This is a genomic window from Actinoplanes sp. NPDC048796 (assembly GCF_040650035.1).
Lineage (GTDB): Bacteria > Actinomycetota > Actinomycetes > Mycobacteriales > Micromonosporaceae > Actinoplanes.
In genome coordinates, this window is the sequence record NZ_JBEZGO010000011.1 from 218,285 (window position 1) to 235,314 (window position 17,030).

The window sequence follows — 17,030 nt, forward strand, 5'->3', positions numbered from 1 at the left end:
GTCAGCCGACGGGGCCGGTGGCCAGGGTGACGGTGGCGGTGTGGGACTGACCGGAGACGTCGGTCCAGGTGAGCTTGACCTTGTCGTGGGGGTGGTGGCGGTCCAGCACGGTGGTCAAGGCGGTGGCCGAGGCCACCCTGGTGCCGGCCACCGAGGTGATCACGTCGCCTCGGGTCAGGCCGGCGGTGGCGGCGGGGGAAGCGGCGACGACGCCCAGGACTGCGGGGCCCGTGGTGGCGTAGCTGGCGCTGTCGGTTGTTTCGATGCCGAGGTAGGCGGTGGCGCCGACATGGACCGTGGACGAGGACCGGCCCGCGCGGATCTGGTCGGACAGCTTGACGGCGGTGGCGATGGGGATGGCGTAGCCGGCGTGGCCCGAGGACTGGTAGCTGAAGCCGGCCGAGGCGGCGGTGTCGACACCGATCACCTGGCCGGCCGTGTTCAGCAGCGGGCCGCCGGAGTCGCCGGCCTCGATGTCGGCGTTCACCTGGATGAGGCCGGTCAGCTTCTCCGAGGAACCGGTCGACTCGTCGGAGGCGGTGATCGACTGGCCCAGGGCGGTGACGGCGCCGCCGACCGCGCTCGGGGTGCCTCCCGTGCCGCCGGCGTTGCCGATGGCCACGACCGGGTCGCCGGTCCGCACGGTCGCCGACGAGGCCAGGGTGGCGGTGGCCAGGCCGGAAGCGTTGGAGAGCTGGAGTACGGCGATGTCGGCGCCGCGGTCGTAGCCGACCACGGCGGCCCGGTAGTTCTTGCCGTTGCCGATGTCGGTGACCGTGATGCTGGTGGCGCCGGCGACCACGTGGTTGTTGGTGAGGATGACGCCGTTCGCGGTGAGCACGATGCCGGTGCCGGCGGCCTCGGCGTTCTGGGCACCCAGCACCGTGGTGATGTCGACCAGCGCCGGGTCGGCCTTCGCGGCGACCGCGGCCACCTGGCTGGACGTGGCGCCGCCCACGGCCGTAGCGGAACCGGTCGCATCCCCGCCCGAGCCGGACCCGGCCCCGAAGCCGGATCCCGACCCGAAACCGGACCCCGAGTCCGCCCCGGAGCCGAACCCCGGGTCGGAGCCTGGGTCCGCCCCCGATACGAGGCCGCCGTTGCCGGACGGTGAGTCGGTTCCGGGCGTGAACGGAAGCACGGGGGACGCCGAGGAGGACGGGTGGGCGGACCAGCCCGCCGCGAATCCGCCGCCGGCGGCCACGACGAGGGCGGCCACACCGCCGCCGATCGCCAACGCCAGCCGGTGGTTCGCCCGGCGGCGAGGCGGGGACGGGTGCGGGTAGGGCTGATAGGGCTGGTACTGCTGCCATCCGATGGGCGGGTGGGGGTTGGTCACCGGAGTCTCCCTCTGGGCGAAGCCTCGTTCACCTCCGGTGTAGTGCGGAACTCTATGGGCCCGCTGTGCGGTCGCTGGACGAAGCTTGGAGGTTCAGGCCCGGCTCGACCACGCCGCCCAGAGCTGCGCGTAGCGGCCACCCGCCGCCACCAGATCGGTGTGCGGGCCGTCCTCGACGATTTTGCCGTGTTCCATGACGATGACGCGGTCGGCCGAGGCGGCCTGGGTGAGGCGGTGCGCCACCAGCAGCGCCGTCCGGCCCTCCAGGGTGGCCGTCGCCGCCTGCTCCAGGTCCCGCGCGCCCTCGCTCCCGGCCTCGGCCGTCGCCTCGTCCAGCACCACCACCGGTGGGTCCTGCAGCACCACGCGGGCCAGGGCCAGTTGCTGCGCCCGCGCGGCCGTCAGCTGGTGGCCGCCGTCGCCGACCACCGTGTCCAGGCCGTCCGGCAGTTCCCGGGCCCAGGTCAGGGCGCCCACCCGGTCCAGGGCCGCGGCGACTTCCTCGTCCGTGGCTTCGGGGCGGGCCAGGCGCAGGTCCTCGCTCAGCGGCCCGGCGAACACGTGGGTCTCCTGGCTGACGATCGCGATGGTCTGCGGCGGCAGCTCGCTCACCGGGACGCCGCCCACCGTGACGTACCCCTGGGAAGGTTTGAGGATGCCCGCGGCCAGCGACGCCGCCGTGGTCTTGCCGGCGCCGGTGGAGCCGACCAGCGCCACCCGCTCACCCGGACCCACCCGCAGCGAGACGCCGCTGAGGACGGGGTCGCAAGCGTAGGCGAAGGTGACGTCGTCGAGTGCGAGTTCCCGTCCCGCCGGCGCCGTCACCGCCGTCCGGCGTTCGATGTCCATGCCGAGCACGCCGACCAGCCGGGCCAGGCTGGCGCCGGCGTCCTGGGCCCGGTCGAAGGTGGCCATCAGCAGCGTGATCGGGCCGAACAGGCGGTGGAACAGCAAGGCGGCGGCGGACACCTCACCCACGGACACCAGATCGGCCCGTACGAGCAAGAAGCCCGCCACCAGCACCATGCCCAGCCCCGCCAGTTCGGCCCGGTTGACGCGGCCCACGAAGCGGGTGTAGAAGCCGAACACGGTGATCGAGATGTCCCGGGCCCGGCCGGACGCGGCCGCGATGCCGTCGAGCTGGCGGTCCTCCAGGCGGTAGGCGTGCACCGTAGGCAGGCCCTGCATGCCCTCGACGAACAGCTGCGAGCGGGCGGCGATGGCCACCCGCTCCTCGGCGTACGACGGGGCCGCCCGCGGCAGATACCAGCGCAGGGCGATCACGTAGAGCGGCACCGCGACCGCGCCGGCCAGGCCGAGCCGCCAGTCGATGCCGGCCATCGCGACCAGGGTCAGCCCGGCCAGCAGAACCGCCGAGATCATGCCGGGCAGGACCTCCTTGACGGCCCGGTCGATGGCGGCGATGTCCGCGCTGACCCGGGACAGCAGATCGCCGCGGCCGGCCCGGTCGAGCACCAGCGCGGGCAGCCGCAGCGCGGTGGCGACGGTGCTCTCCCGCAGGTCGGCCAGGATCCGGGAGCCGAGCCGGCCGATCAGGAAGCCGGCCAGCCCGGTCGCGACGCCGCCGACCACGGCCGCGGTCACGATGACCACGGCGACCGGCACTATCGCCCCGGTGTCGCCGCCGGCCCGGATGCGGTCGACCAGCAGGCCCAGCGCGTACGCGGGGGCGATCGAGGCGGCCGCGGCCAGCAACCCGGTGAGCAGGGCGGCGATCGAGGAGGCGAGGCGGGCGCGCAGTTCGCGGCCGAGCCAGGCCCGGCTCTCGCGCGGGCTCGCGACGGGGAGGATCATCGCAGGACCGCCCGCCGGTAGTCCTCGTCGCGCACGCTCAGGTCGGCGTGCCGTCCCTCGGCGGTGACCGTGCCGTCGCCGATGACGACGACCCGGTCGGCCGCGGCCAGCAGGGCCGGGCTGCTGGTGACGACCACGGTGGCGAAACCGGGCCCGTCCCGCAGCTCGCGGATGCCGTCGGCGATGCCCTGCTCGGTCACGGCGTCCACCGCTGTCGTCGGATGGTGCAGCACGAGCAGCGGTGGCCGGGCGTGCAGCGCGCGAGCCAGGGCGAGACGCTGACGCTGGCCGCCGGACAGGTTGGTGCCACGCTCGGTGACCTCCGCGTCGAGGCCCTCCTCGTGGAAGTCGACCGAGGCCGCCCGCAGAGCGTCGTCGAGGCGCCCGCCGCCGCGCAGGTCGATGTTCGCGGCCAGCGTGCCCGTGAACAGGTCGGTCTGGTGCGGCTCGACGTGCAGCAGGCGCCGCGCCTCGTCCCGGTCCACCGTCTCCAGGCGCTCACCGTTCAGGAGAATGGCGCCGTCGTACGCCTCGGGCACGGCCAGCAGGCGCACCAGGGCCTCCGCGTCGGCGGGCCGATGGGCGACCACCCCGACGAACTCACCGGACCGGACGTGCAGGTCGAGGCCGGAGAGGGGTCCGTGGGAGACGTCGTCCAGGCGCAGCTCGTACGGCGTACCGGAAACGGTCTTGGTCCCTTCCCGCAGAATGTGCCCGGCCCCGGTGACCGCGGCGACCCGGTCGGCCGACGCCCGGGCCGTGGCCACCCAGCTCGGCACCACGGCGAGCACCCCGAACGGCTCGATGAGGAACTGGGCCGAACCGATCACGGTGATGAACTGGCCGATGGTGATCCGGCCGGTCAGCGCGAACCAGCCCGCGGTGATCGCGACGCCGCCGGTCAGCAGCATGCTGAGCAGCGAAGAGGCGCCCTGATACGCGTTCTGGGTGCGGGAGGCGCGCACGGTGGCGGCCAGCGACCGGCGGCTGACGACCCGGTAGCGCTCGGCGGCGGCGTCCTGCCCCTCGATGCCGCGCAGCGGGCGCAGACCGGTGACCAGGTCGGTGGCGAGCGAGGTGGCCTTGCCGGCCTGATCCTGCTGGTCGGCGACGCGGCGCGCGATCAGCGGCGCGGTGAGGTTGAGGGTGGCCAGCACGATCGGCGTCGCGACGAGCACGATCAGCCCGAGCGGTAGCGAGATCACGAGCAGGGTGACGGCGCTGACCGCGGCCGCGACGAAGGCGCTGGTGATCCGCGGGATGTGGTCGAGGAAGTAGGACGTGTACTCGGCGTCGGTGGTGGTGACGGTGAGCAGGTCGCCGGAGCGCTGGTCGGTCCGCAGCCCGCGCGGGTGCAGAATCTTGGCGGCGACCTCGACCCGCAGCTGGTGGCTCTCCTCGGCGATGGCCCGCTGAAGGTTGCGCGCGCCGAAGCGGTAGGAGAGCGCCAGCACGAGATAGACCAGGGCCAGAACCCCGATCCAGGTGGCCAGGGCCGCCCAGTCGCCCCGGCCGACCGCCCGGTCGACGATGACCCCGATCAGCACCGGCACGAGCGCCGCGCACAGCTGGTACAGCCCGGCCAGGGCGGTACCGGTCCAGAGCCGCTTGCCGTTGCGGACGACCGCCCGGCGCAGGATCGCCGTGCCGGGCTTCGCTTTTCTGGACAACCGCCGAGCTCCCTACTCAAAAGATCAAGTAAGGCTAGCCTAAGAGCCCGCGGCCTCGCATAATGCCGGCGTGCGGTGTGACGTGTGTGGGCGGGAGATGGGGCGGCTGCCGAGTGCCGAGCCGCATCAGGAGTGGGCCTGCGGCTGGTGTCATGCGCGGGCCACGGTCTGGGCTGGGCCGGGGGATGTGACGCGGCCGCAGTACGAGCCGGTGGATCGGCGGTGGGAGCGGGCCGACGGGACGGCGGACGGTCTGGTCCACGGGCACGGGTATTTCGGGGCGACGCTCTGCGGCCGGCACCAGCGGGTCACCGCCTCGCCGTACCCGTGGGTTCCGGGGCGGGACGACGCCTGCCCGGACTGCCGGGCCGCGGCGGCCGTCATCGACGAGCGGTGGCCGGCGGCGAAGCGGAACGGCAACCGCGAGCGGCTTCCGCTTTCGCCCGGGTCGGACGCCCCGCCCTTCTAGACGTTCACCCGTCCAGTCGCCGAGCAGGGCCACGGGGGACGTCGCCGTGGCCCTGCTTCTGCCGTCCGCCGCCGTTCTGATCGCCGCCCAGGCGATCAGGGCGAGACGAGACCCCGGGCCGGTACGGCGTGGGCCGGCCAGGCGTACTCCGTGACGGCCCCGCCGCGTACCTCCAGATGGGTCAAGGGGTTGACCGTCGCCTGCCAGATCAGATACGTACCGGCGGGCAGCGCGTCGATGACCGCGCAATAGGTGACGCCGCCGCTGATGTGGCGGGCCCGGACCGCGGCGTGCGTGCGGTGCGCGGGGTCGGCGGCCGGGCTCACCTCGATCTCGTGGCCGTGCCAGCGGGCGTCGGTGTGGATGATCAGGGCGCCGATGTCGCCGCCGATGTCGAGCATCACCGTGCCCTGGCCCGAGGGGGCCATGGTGTGGTGAATGGTGTGGTGATGGGTGTGCGTCATGACGGGTTCGAGAAGCCGTCGAAGGGGGTTCCCAGATAGGGGAACTTCTTCAGCGGCTTGGCGCTCGAGTCCTTGATGCTCAGCCCCTGCTCGACCAGCGCGGCCGCGGCGTCCGGCTTGAAGCCGGCGTCGACCAGCGGCACCGTCGCGCCGGCGATGGCGCGCAGCGAGATGGAGACCACGTCGTCGGCGATGCGGCGGCCGTTGGGGAAGCCGGCCACGTCGCCGCCCAGGACGCCGAACTTGTTCTCCTTCTTGGCCGGCGGGATCGCCGTGTTCAGGCGCAGCATGTCGGCCTGCACGTCACCGGTGTTGTTCTGGAAGCCGTCGATCAGGCCGTCCGGGACACCGGTGAGCAGGATCGCCAGCAGGTCGGCCCGCGGCTTCTTGGTCTTGTTGAGCGCGGCCAGGTTGTCGAACAGGCCCGGGTAGAGCACCGGCAGCAGCGCGCCCAGCTCCGGGGTGGCCACGAAGCCGGCGAAACGCTTGTCCTCGCTCGGCGGCAGGCTGTTCCACTTGTCCTTCTCGGCCATCGGCACGATGACCTCGTTGAACAGCGGGTTGCCGAGCCGGGACACCTGCACCTGCGGGCCGACGGCCACGTCGCCCGACGAGGAGCCGTCGCGGACCTGGACCTGCTGGCGGCTGGCCGACGTCCACACGCCGATGACGGCGCCGGCGTCGCGGCCGCGGACCTTCTTCTTGCCGTCACGGCGTACGAGATGAACCGGAATCTGCAGGGCGATGCTGTGCACGTTCGTCTTGTCGGTGGCGTTCACCGCCTTGCCGGCGTAGTTGAACAGCTGCTGGCCGACCAGGTGCTTGTCCTGGAACGGGCGCAGCGTGCCCAGGTCGAAGATGGCACCCAGGTCGACGAAGAAGGCGTCGGCCCGCTGGCCGGCGAAGACCTTCTCACCGGTCTTGAGCTTGTGCACGGCGTCCTCGGCCAGGGCGTCGTAGTCGGCGATCGAGACCTTGCCGACGTTGCAGGGCGGGCAGGGCAGCTTATTGGCCAGCACCGTGCTCTTGCCGTGCTTGTCGACCTTGGTCACCGAGTAGAACTGGCGGCGGTTCCAGTTCTCGCTGTCCAGCGACTCGATGGGGCCGGTGTTGTAGAGGAACGTCTTGTTGTTGCGCAGCTCGGTGCGGAACCGGAACTCGTACGTCACCTCGGCCCGGGCGTCGCCGTCGGCGTCGATGTGGATCGCGTAGACGACGTCGTCGCCGAACTCGAAGAAGTTCGGGCCACTGGCCGGAAGCTGCAGCGGCACGTAGTTGGCGATCAGGGTGACCGTGTCCGGGTCGTCGGGGCTGACGAAGGCGTACAGGTCGGAGCTGTCGGCCACCGGATCCTTGCTGATCTCCGGCGCCTCGCGGTGTGAAGACATCTGGGATCCCCTTAGCGAGAAGCGGCTTTGAGCAGGCTGGCGACGAGCTTCTTGTCGGTGATCGTCTTCAGCTTCTGGCCGGAGAAGACGTCGATGGTGCCCTTCTTGGCGTCCCGGATCGAGATGACCAGCGGGGATCCGTCACCGGCCGGCTCGTTCTCACCGGCGAGGCTCAGCCCGGCGACCGAGGCCGCCGAGACGCCGACGCCGGTCGCGGCGAGGGCGAGGACTCGGCGGCGGGACAACCAGGTGTGTCCCGGCGCGCGGTAGCGAGAGCGGCTCATGCTTGACCTTTCGTAGGACCGGAATCTCCAGGCGATGCATGTCGACGCCGGTCAGTACGTGATCCACCCCGCGCAGGGTTCAACCGGAGCGCTCCCAAAAAATCACCGAGCCATCTCCGGGCTCATCATCTCCGGCTCGAAGCTCAGGGTGGCGAAGTAGTCGTCGTCCGTCTCGGCCCGGCGGATCAGCTCGACCGAGCCGTCCGCGTGCAGCAGCAGCTCCTTCGGCCGCAGCCTCCCGTTGTAGACCGACGCCATCGCGTGGGCGTGAGCGCCGGTGTCGTGCACGATCAGCAGGTCGCCCTCGGCCACCGGCGGCAGGTCCCGCTGGACGGCCAGCCGGTCGATGTTGGTGCACAGCGAGCCGACGACGTCGACCGTCTCGGCCGGCCCGTCGGCGAACGGGGCGGTCACGTGGTGGTAGACGCCGTCGTACACGACCGAGCGCAGCAGCGCGTTCACCGTGCTGTCCACGCCGGCCACCTCGCGGTACTTCGACATCCGGTTGACCACCCGGGTCACCAGCACGCCGTGCGGCCCGGTCATGTAGCGGCCGTTCTCGAAGCAGATCCGCGGCCGGAAACCGGCCGGCCAGGCGCCGACGCGGTCACGGACGGCGGCGGCCAGCGCGGTGAGATCGAGGGGCGTCTCGCCCGGCCGGTAGGGGATGCCCATGCCGCCGCCGACGTTCAGCAGGGCGACCTCGACGCCGAGCCGCAACGCCTGCGCGGTGAGCAGATCAAGGGCGAAGAGCGTGGGTTCCGGCGTACGGAAATTCGCCGCGATCATCATGTGCAGACCCACCGCCCGTACGCCGTGGTGTGCCGCCTTGGCGACGACCGCGGCCAGCCGTTCCACGGGGATGCCGAACTTGGCCGCCTGGGGATGGCCGAAGAGCTCGGCGTCGAAGTCGGGCGCCAGCGGGCCCGGATTGATCCGGAAACCGAGCGCGGACGGCACGGCGTTGGCGGCGATCAGCTTGTCCAGCACGACCTCGTCGTCGACCGTGACGAAGGCGCCCGCCTCCAGCGCCGCCAGCAGCTCGGCCGTGGTGGTGTTGTTGGACGTGAAGAAGAGCTCGCCCGTGGTGGCCCGCGCGAGCTCGATCTCCGGCAGCGAACTGCAGTCGAAGCCGAAACCGTGCGCGGCCAGCCGCCGCAGAATCGTGGGATTGGGCAGCGCCTTGACCGCGAAGTACTCGCGGCAGTCCATTCCGGCGAAGGCCTCGGTGAACGCCGTCGCGGTCCGGTCGATGCCGGCCGCGTCGTAGAGGTAGAACGGCGTACCGAACCGTTCGGCGATCCGCGGCAGAACGGCGCGCAGGCGCCGGTCGAAATCGTCACTCATCGGCATGGTGGGGTGTCTTTCGGTTCTCAGGCCGCGGTGACGGCGTGCGTGGGCACGTCGAATCCGTGGACGGTCATCCAGTCGTCGTTGAAGATCTTGGTGAGGTAGCCGCGGCCGCCGTCGGGCAGAAGCACCACCACCACGTCGGAGGGGCTCAGCCGCTCGGCCACCCGCAGGGCGGCCACCATGGCGGCGCCGCTCGACCCGCCGACCAGCAGCCCCTCGTCGCGGGCGAGCCGCCGGGTCATCGCGAACGTCTCAGCGTCGGACACCGAGACGATCTCGTCCGGCACCGCCGGATCGTGGGTGAGCGGGAAGAAGTCCTGCCCGATCCCCTCGACCAGGTAACCCTGCCCGTTGCCGCCGGCGTAGACGGAACCCTCCGGGGCGGCGCCGATCACCCGGACCGGCCCCATCCGCTTGAGGAACCGGCCGGTGCCGTTGAGCGTCCCGCCGGTGCCCAGCCCGGTCACGAAGTGGGTGACCCGCCCGTCGGTGTCCCGCCAGATCTCCGGCCCGGTCGTCGCGGCGTGGCTGGCCGGCCCGTCCGGGTTGGTGTACTGGTCGGGTTTCCAGGCCCCGTCGATCTCGGCGGCCAGGCGGTCGGAGACCGAGTGGTACGAGTCGGGGTGCTCCCGGGGGACGGTCGAGGGGCAGATCACGACCTCGGCCCCGTACGCCCGCAGGACGTCCCGCTTGTCCTGGCTGACCCGGTCCGGGCAGACGAAGACGCAGCGGTATCCCTTGCCGTGCGCGGCCAGCGCCAGCCCGGCCCCCGTGTTGCCGGAGGTCGGCTCGACGATCGTGCCGCCGGGCCGCAGCCGCCCGTCCCGCTCGGCCGCCTCGATCATCCGGATCGCGACCCGGTCCTTCACCGACCCGCCCGGGTTCAGGTATTCGACCTTGGCCAGCACGGTCGGCGCGACGTGCGCGGCCACCCGTTGCACCCGCACCAGCGGCGTGTTTCCGATGAGTTCGACGATCGAGGAGGCAAAACGCATGCGGTGCATCGTCACACGCCTTTTTCGAACACGCGCCGAAACCGAGTGACACTTCGTCATTGATAAATGACATGTTCACTAATGATTATGAACTTCCCATTACCCATAGGCTTTGCGCCGCCGATGACCAGTGCTTTCTTGGCGTGCGGGCGAAACGGTCCCAGGTCAGGTGAATTCAGGACCTGATCATCCGCCGTTAATTCCGGTGTCCACTTTGTTTCCGAGGGTGTCGCGCATGCCTTTCGCCCACTCGCCGGAACCCGCCCGGGATCCGCTCACCCTCATCGCCGCCCAGGCCCGCCGGCGCCCGGACGCCCCCGCCCTCACCGACGGCGCCGGCTCCGTCAGCTACGCCGAGCTGCTGTCCCGGGCCGCCGCCGTAGCCACCCAGCTGCGCGAGTCGGGGGTCATCGAGGGTGACCTGGTAGGCCTGTCCCTGCCCCGGGGCCGCGACGCCGTCATCGCCATGCTGGGCATCCTCGCGGCGGGCGCCGGCTACGTACCCCTGGATCCGTCGTACCCACGGTCCCGCTTGGCCGCGATGGTCTCGGACGCCGCCCCACGCCTGATCCTGGGCAACCCCATCCCGCCGAACCCCGGCCCGCGGACGTTGCCCTTCCCCGCGGACCAACCCACCGGTTCTGGGGCTGAGGCGCCGGCGTATGCGATTTTCACGTCGGGGTCCACGGGGCGGCCCAAGGCGGTGCTTGTGCCGCGGCGGGCGCTGGCGGCCTTCTGCACGGCGGCGGGTGAGCGGTATGGCGTGACCGCGGAGGATCGGTGGCTGCACTTCGCGCCGATCAGCTTCGACGCCAGCGTCGAGGAGATCTTCGTGCCGCTCAGCGTGGGCGCCACCGTGGTGATCCGGGACGACGAGATGATCAGCCGGCCCGAGCTGTTTCTGCGGCGCTGCGCCGAGCTGGGCGTGACCGTGCTCGACCTGCCCACCTCGTACTGGCTGGAAGTGCTCGGCGCCCTCACCCGCGGCGAGGTGCCGCTGCCGCCGGCGGTCCACACGGTCATCATCGGCGGTGAGGCCGTCTCGGTGTCGGCGGTGCGTGAATGGCAGCGCGTGGCCGGGGACAGCGTGCGGCTGCTCAACACCTACGGCCCGACCGAAACCACTGTCGTGGTGACCGTGGCCGACCTGACCACCTGGGCCGGCGACGGCCCGGTGCCGATCGGGCACCCGCTGACCGGCGTGCGCTGCCGCGTGCTCGACCGCGACGGCGTCCCGGCCGACGAGGGCGAACTGCACATCGGCGGCCCGTTCGTGGCCACCGGATATCTGCACCGCCCCGAGCTGACGGCCGAGCGTTTCCCGAACGGCGAATACCGTACCGGCGACCGCGTACGGCGCGGGCGCGACGGCCAACTGGAGTATCTGGGCCGCGTCGACCAGCAGCTGAAGATCCGCGGTTTCCGCGTCGAGCCCGGCGAGGTCGAGGCCGCCCTGCGCCGCCTGCCCGGCATCACCGACGCCGTGGTGCTGGGCGACGGCGACCGCCTGGTGGCGCATCTGCTGACCACGGCCGACGACATCTCCTCCGTGCGGGAAACGCTCTCCGCCGATCTGCCCCCGCACCTGCTCCCCTCGGCCTTCATCCGGCACGCGGCCTTCCCCCGCACGCCGCAGGGAAAGACCGATCGCCAGGCGCTGGCCGCCGCGAACCCTCCCGCACCGGCCGGCGACTCCGAACCCGTCACGGGCGGTACGGTGGATGCCGGCTCCCGCTCGGTCGCGGGCCTCGCGGACGCCGTCGCGCGGCTGTGGCGGCGGCTGCTTCCGGGCGAGGCGGACGACTTCTTCGCCGCGGGTGGCGACTCGCTGGTCGCCGTGCGCCTTCTCGGCGCGCTGCACCGGGAGACCGGTGTTGCGCTGACGCTCAGCGACCTCTACGCCGCGCCCACACTGACCGAGCTGACCGTCGCGGCCACGTCGAGCGCCGCGCCCGCGTCGAGCGCCGCGCCCGCATCGAGCGCCGCGCCGACGCCGCGTGCCGGCGGGCTCGCGCCGACGGGTGCGGCGGGAAGCGGTCGGCGCGCTGCGGACGCCGAGCCGGGTGTGTGGGATGTGGCGGTGCCGTTGCCGTTGACGCCGCTTCAGCGGGAATTCTGGATCGCCGAGCAGATCGGTGCCGGTCGTCCCCTGCACACGCTCCGGATCCGGTACCGGTTCGACGAAGCGGTGCGGCGCGATCTTCTGCGGCCGGCCCTCGACGAGATGGTCCGCCGGCACCCGATGCTGCGGGCGCGGGTGGCGACGATCGGCGACGATCCGCATTTCGTGTTCGAGGACGACGTTGCCATTCCGCTGGTCGAGGGCGAGGCGGTGGAGCCGTTCGACCTGAGCGTGGCGCCGCTGGCCCGGGTGCGCGTCCAGGGCTCGGAACTGCTGCTGGCCGTACACCACCTGGTCTTCGACGGGTGGTCGGCGGGGCTCTTCGGGGCCGAACTCGCCGAGATCTATCGGGCGCTGCGCGACGGGCGGAGTCCGGCCGGCGGAATGGTTCCGCTGCCGGGGCCGCCGGTTCAGCCCGCGGCTACCGGCTATTGGCGGGAGCGGCTCGACGGGGTGGACCTGAGCGCCGAGCTGCCGACCGACCGGCCGCGGCCGCAGGCGCCGGTCTACACCGCCGCGCGGCTCTCCCGGGCACTCGACCTCGACGAGGTCGCGGGGTGGCGTGACTTCGCGCGGGAGCAGCGGTCGAGCCTGTTCGTTCTGCTGCTCGCGGGGCTTCAGACGTTGCTGTACCGGTACACCGGCAAGCAGGACGTGACCGTGCTGGCGACCGTGGCCGGGCGGACCCGGCCGGCGCTGGAGGACCACATCGGCATGGCCATCAACGTGATTCCGGTGCGGGGTGCCGTTCCGGGCGGGCTGAGCTTCCGGGAGCTGGTCTCGCGTACGGGAAACGCCTTCGCCTCCGACCTCGAGCACCAGGACGTCGCCTATCCCGACATCCTCGCGGCGGCCGGGCGGCGCAACCTCAACGGGGGCAACGGGCTCGGGCCGGTCGTGCTCATCGTGCACAACACGCCGCTCGGGGACTCGGCGGAGCTGCGCTACCTCGGCGACGCCGGGCCGAGCACGACGATGGACCACCTGACGATCGGGCTCGACCTGTCGGCCGAGGGCGCCACCCTGAACGTCGACTACGCCACCGAGCTCTACGACTCCGAGCGGATCGAGGCGCTGACCCGGCACCTGCTCGCCCTGGTCGGCGCCGGTACCCGTGAGGCGGAGACGGCGGTCTCGCACCTGCCGATGCTGGGCGAGGACGAGCACGACCTCATTCTGCGGCAGTGGAACGACACCGGGTTCGAGCTGACCGGCGAGGTCGCCGTCCAGCAGTTCCTCGAGCACATCGCGGCCACCACACCGGGCGCGCCCGCGCTGACCCACCTCGGTGAGACGATCGACTACCGGGAGCTCAACGGCCGTGCCAACAAGGTGGCCTGGGCGCTGCGCGCGCGGGGCGTGGAACCGGGCGACCGGGTCGCGATCTGTCTCGACCGGGGCCTCGAACTGTTCGTCGCCATGTGGGGTGTGCTCAAGGCCGGCGCGGCGTACGTGCCGCTCGATCCGGCGTACCCGGAGGATCGGCTGCGTTACATGCTGGCCGACAGCCGGTCCCGCATTCTGGTGGCGTGGGACGACAACGCCGTACTGGATGGCGCCGAGGTGCTGGATCCACGCCGTACCAGCGAATTCGCCGATACGGACCCGCCGCTCGTCACCACCCGCACCGATCCCGCGTACGTCATGTACACCTCGGGTTCGACCGGGCGGGCCAAGGGTGTCGTCGTCAGCCACGGCAACCTCGTGCACGCCGTGCGGATGTGGCAGCGCGCCTACGATCTGCGTCCGGAGTGGACGTACCAGCAGCAGGCCAGTTTCTCGTTCGACATGTTCGTCTGCGAGACCTTCCGGGCGCTGTGCACGGGCGGGCGGCTCGTGGTGGTCCCGCGTGAGACGTTGCTCGACCCGGCGGCCTTCTACGGCCTGATGCGTACCGAGCGGGTCGAGTGCACCGAGATCGTGCCGGCGGTCCTGCGGATGCTGCTCGACCACGTCGAGGACACCGGCGCCGACCTGAGCTTCGTGCGGCTGCTGATCTGCGGCGGCGAGAAGTGGCACGTGGGGGAGTTCCGGCGCGCGCGGGCGCTCGCCGGGCGGGTCGTCAACGCCTACGGCGTCACCGAGGCGACGGCCGACAGTTCCTTCTTCGAGGGCGACGTCTCCCACCTGCCGGCCGAGGCGCCCCTGCCGATCGGGCGGCCGTTCCCCAATTGCCGGGTGTATGTCCTGGACCAGCACCGCCAGCCGGTGCCGCCCGGCGTCGTCGGGGAGCTCTATCTGGGCGGCCTGGCCGTCGCCACCGGCTACTTCGACCGTCCCGAGCTGACCGCCGAGCGTTTCGTGGCCGATCCGTTCGCGGGTGGCGGCGCCCGCATGTACAAGTCCGGCGACGCCGCCCGCTACCACCGCGACGGCCTGATCGACTTCCTCGGCCGCCTCGACGACCAGGTGAAGATCAACGGCTACCGGGTGGAGTTGGGCGAGGTGGAGGCGGCCCTCGGCGCGCTGCCGGGCGTGGCCGCCTGCGCGGCCGCGGTGCATCCGGGCGCCTCCGGCCTGACCCAGCTCATCGGCTACGTGGTTCCGCGGGCCGGAGAGACACGGACCGAACAGGACGTACGGGACGCTCTGGCCAAGGTGCTGCCCACCCACATGGTGCCGGCCCGGGTCGTGTTCCTGGACGCCCTGCCGCTCAGCCCCAACGGCAAGACCGACCGCACGAGGCTGCCGGTGCCCGCGGAGGACCCCACGCGCCGGCCGGCCGCAGCCCGCACGCCCACCGAGAAGCGCCTCGCCGCCGCCTGGCGGGAGACGCTCGGCCTGGACGAGCTCGGCATCGACGACAACTTCTTCGCCGTCGGTGGTGACTCCTTCGCGGCGGTCAAGCTGGTGCGGCGCATCGATCCGGCGCCCGCCCTCGTCGACCTCTATCAACATCCGACGGTACGGGCCCTGGCCGCGCTCCTCGACGAACGGCACGGCGCCGTCTCGGCCGAAACCGAGGGCCGGCCGCTCCTCTACCGGCTGACGGGGCACGACGCCTCGCCGGGCGGACGGACCGTGGTGGCCGTGCCGTACTCGGGTGGCAGCGCCATCGCCTACCAGCCGTTGGCCGACGTGCTGCCGCCGGAATGGGCGCTGCACGCGGTCGAACTGCCCGGCCACGACCGCAACCGGCCGTTCGAACCGCTCGAACCGGCGTCCCGGGTGGCCGAGCGGGTGGTGGCCGAGATGAAGAACCTGTCCGGGCCGCTCGTGCTCTACGGCCACTGCCTCAGCGTCGCCATCACCGTCGAGATCGCCCGGCAGGCCGAGGCGGCCGGGCTCGACCTGGCCGGGGTGGGCCTGGGCGCGGGCCTGCCCACGGCCCGGCTCACCGGGCCGGTCCTCGACTGGTTCACCCGGCTGCAGCGGATGGGCTCGAAGCGTGAGTACATCGAATACCTGCGCGGGCGCGGCGGTTTCACCGACGTCGACGATCCGGCGGAACAGGCTTTCGTGGTCCGCAACGTCAAGCACGACGAGCGGGACGCCGAGGAGTACTTCACGGCGGCCTATCGCGGCACGCCCGCGCCGCTGCTGAAGGCGCCCGTGGTCAGCGTGATCGGCGAGCGCGACCGGGTCACCGACCACTATCAGGAGCGCTATCACGAATGGGAGCACTTCGCGTCCGACGTGGACCTCGAAGTGCTGCCCAACGCCGGTCACTTCTTCATCAAGTCGCACGCCACCGAACTGGCCGCGGTTCTGACCGGCCTGGGCTCCCCGAAGCCGCCGGCCGGCGAGGAACCGCCCGCGCCGAAGGCCGCCGCCGAGCCGAGCGTGAAACGGTTCGGGGTCGTCGCCCTCGGGCAGTTCGTGTCGCTCGTCGGCAGCGGGCTGAGCTCGCTCGTGCTGAGCATCTGGGTCTACCAGCGGACCGGGTCGCTGACCCAGTTCGCGGTGCTCAGCGCCATCGGCCTGCTGCCCGGCATCCTGGCCGGGCCGCTCGCCGGCGCGGTGGCCGACCGGTGGGACCGGCGGCGGGTGATGTTGGCGAGCGACATGACCGCGGCGCTCGCCATGGGCGCCGTCGTCGCCGTGATGCTCGCGGGCACCGTACAGGAATGGCATCTGTATCTGGCCGTTTCCGTCACCTCCCTGGCCGGCGCCTTCCAGCGCCCGGCCTATCTGGCGGCCGTCGCCCAGCTGGTGCCCAAGCGCTACCTGGGCCACGCGGTCGGCATCACCCAGCTCGGCGTCGCGGCCGGCACCACGTTCGCCCCGATGATCGGCGCGGCGCTGTTCGGCGTCGTCGGCCTGACCGGAGTCCTGCTCATCGACGTCGCGTCGTTCCTCACCGGCGTGCTCACCCTGCTGTGGGTGCGCTTCCCGGACCGCCTGTGGCGGCGACGGGAAGAGTCCTTCCGTACGGAGGTGACAGCCGGCTGGCGCTATCTCAGCCGCCGTCCCGGCCTGCGCGCGGTCCTGCGCTACTTCGTCGTCGACCATGTCCTCTACACGCTCGGCTTCGCCGTCATCACCCCGCTGCTGCTCATCGAGCACTCGCCGCTGGCGCTGGGCGCGGTGCTCAGCGCGGGCGGCGTCGGCGGCCTGGCCGGCGCCCTGGCCATGACCCTGTGGGGCGGCACGGCCCGCCGGGCCAGCGGCATGATCGTCTTCATGGGCGTGTCCAGCCTCGGCATGACGGTCATCGGCGCCGGAAGCAGCGTCACGACGGCGGTGGTGGGCATGTTCCTGCTGACGTTCGGCGAGGTGCTGGCCGAGTCGCACTGGATCGCGGTGGTGCAGAACAAGGTCGGCTTCGACCTGCAGGGCCGCGTCCTGGCCGTCTTCCTGACCCTGATGATGCTGACCATGCCGGTCGGCTACCTCATCGTGGGCCCGCTGGCCGAACGCTACATCGAGCCGCTGCTCGCCCCGGGCGGCGCGCTGGCCGGTTCGGTCGGTTCGTTCTTCGGCACGGGCGAGGGCCGCAGCCTGGCCCTGCTGGTCTTCGTCAGCGGCCTGCTCCAGATCGCCTGGTGCGTCCGGGGCTGGTACGACCGCCGAGTCCACTTCGTCGAGGACTCGCTACCCGACGCCCTGCCCCCGGCCGAGGTCGGCGACCGCGACACCCTGCAACGCCAGGCCGACGAGCTCCTCGAAACCTCACGGTCCTGACGAAGCC

At 71.9% G+C, this 17,030-nt stretch carries 9 protein-coding genes and 1 pseudogene; 2 read left to right on the forward strand and 8 right to left on the reverse strand.

Going from position 1 to position 17,030, the window contains the following annotated elements:
• Position 1 precedes the first annotated feature (1 nt).
• The 3 genes from AB0C26_RS35170 to AB0C26_RS35180 form a co-directional block, all read right to left on the reverse strand.
• On the reverse strand, positions 2-1,339 hold the full coding sequence (locus AB0C26_RS35170) for a trypsin-like peptidase domain-containing protein (RefSeq protein WP_360256494.1): 1,338 nt from the start codon (positions 1,337-1,339) through the stop codon (positions 2-4).
• Positions 1,340-1,432: 93 nt separating this feature from the next.
• On the reverse strand, positions 1,433-3,154 hold the full coding sequence (locus AB0C26_RS35175; RefSeq protein ID WP_360256496.1) for an ABC transporter ATP-binding protein: 1,722 nt from the start codon (positions 3,152-3,154) through the stop codon (positions 1,433-1,435).
• Positions 3,151-4,824 carry an ABC transporter ATP-binding protein gene (locus AB0C26_RS35180; protein WP_360256499.1) on the reverse strand — a complete coding sequence of 558 codons (1,674 nt, stop codon included), beginning with the start codon at positions 4,822-4,824 and terminating at the stop codon, positions 3,151-3,153. The genes AB0C26_RS35175 and AB0C26_RS35180 overlap by 4 nt, the downstream gene beginning before the upstream one ends.
• Before the next feature lie 70 nt (positions 4,825-4,894).
• Here AB0C26_RS35180 and AB0C26_RS35185 point away from each other — a divergent pair, with 70 nt between their 5' ends.
• Entirely contained in the window at positions 4,895-5,293 is a 399-nt protein-coding gene (locus AB0C26_RS35185; protein ID WP_360256502.1) for a hypothetical protein, read from the forward strand.
• A 95-nt stretch (positions 5,294-5,388) separates the two neighbouring features.
• On the opposite strand, the gene AB0C26_RS35190 is transcribed toward AB0C26_RS35185, so the two are convergent.
• The 5 genes and pseudogenes from AB0C26_RS35190 to AB0C26_RS35210 form a co-directional block, all read right to left on the reverse strand.
• Positions 5,389-5,757, reverse strand: a complete 369-nt coding sequence (locus tag AB0C26_RS35190; RefSeq protein WP_360256504.1) for a phospholipase — start codon at positions 5,755-5,757, stop codon at positions 5,389-5,391.
• Entirely contained in the window at positions 5,754-7,145 is a 1,392-nt protein-coding gene (locus AB0C26_RS35195; protein WP_360256507.1) for a DUF4331 domain-containing protein, read from the reverse strand. The genes AB0C26_RS35190 and AB0C26_RS35195 overlap by 4 nt, the downstream gene beginning before the upstream one ends.
• Before the next feature lie 11 nt (positions 7,146-7,156).
• The gene (locus tag AB0C26_RS35200; protein ID WP_360256510.1) at positions 7,157-7,429 is read right to left on the reverse strand and encodes a hypothetical protein; all 273 of its coding nucleotides are present in this window, start codon (positions 7,427-7,429) and stop codon (positions 7,157-7,159) included.
• 102 nt (positions 7,430-7,531) lie between these two features.
• Positions 7,532-8,776 carry a diaminopimelate decarboxylase gene (locus AB0C26_RS35205; RefSeq protein ID WP_360256512.1) on the reverse strand — a complete coding sequence of 415 codons (1,245 nt, stop codon included), beginning with the start codon at positions 8,774-8,776 and terminating at the stop codon, positions 7,532-7,534.
• Between the two features lie 59 nt (positions 8,777-8,835).
• Positions 8,836-9,777, reverse strand: a pseudogene (locus AB0C26_RS35210) (pyridoxal-phosphate dependent enzyme); the annotation flags it as partial.
• A 235-nt stretch (positions 9,778-10,012) separates the two neighbouring features.
• Between AB0C26_RS35210 and AB0C26_RS35215 the strand changes: the two are divergent.
• Positions 10,013-17,023, forward strand: coding sequence for an amino acid adenylation domain-containing protein (locus AB0C26_RS35215; RefSeq protein ID WP_360256514.1), 7,011 nt, complete (start codon positions 10,013-10,015; stop codon positions 17,021-17,023).
• Positions 17,024-17,030 lie beyond the last annotated feature (7 nt).

Bases quoted from the DNA above. Each gene is read 5' to 3' on its own strand.
- AB0C26_RS35175 (WP_360256496.1), bottom strand. From the start codon at position 3,154: ATGATCCTCCCCGTCGCGAGCCCGCGCGAGAGCCGGGCCTGGCTCGGC.
- AB0C26_RS35190 (WP_360256504.1), bottom strand. From the start codon at position 5,757: ATGACGCACACCCATCACCACACCATTCACCACACCATGGCCCCCTCG.
- AB0C26_RS35195 (WP_360256507.1), bottom strand. From the start codon at position 7,145: ATGTCTTCACACCGCGAGGCGCCGGAGATCAGCAAGGATCCGGTGGCC.
- AB0C26_RS35200 (WP_360256510.1), bottom strand. From the start codon at position 7,429: ATGAGCCGCTCTCGCTACCGCGCGCCGGGACACACCTGGTTGTCCCGC.
- AB0C26_RS35205 (WP_360256512.1), bottom strand. From the start codon at position 8,776: ATGAGTGACGATTTCGACCGGCGCCTGCGCGCCGTTCTGCCGCGGATC.
- AB0C26_RS35215 (WP_360256514.1), top strand. From the start codon at position 10,013: ATGCCTTTCGCCCACTCGCCGGAACCCGCCCGGGATCCGCTCACCCTC.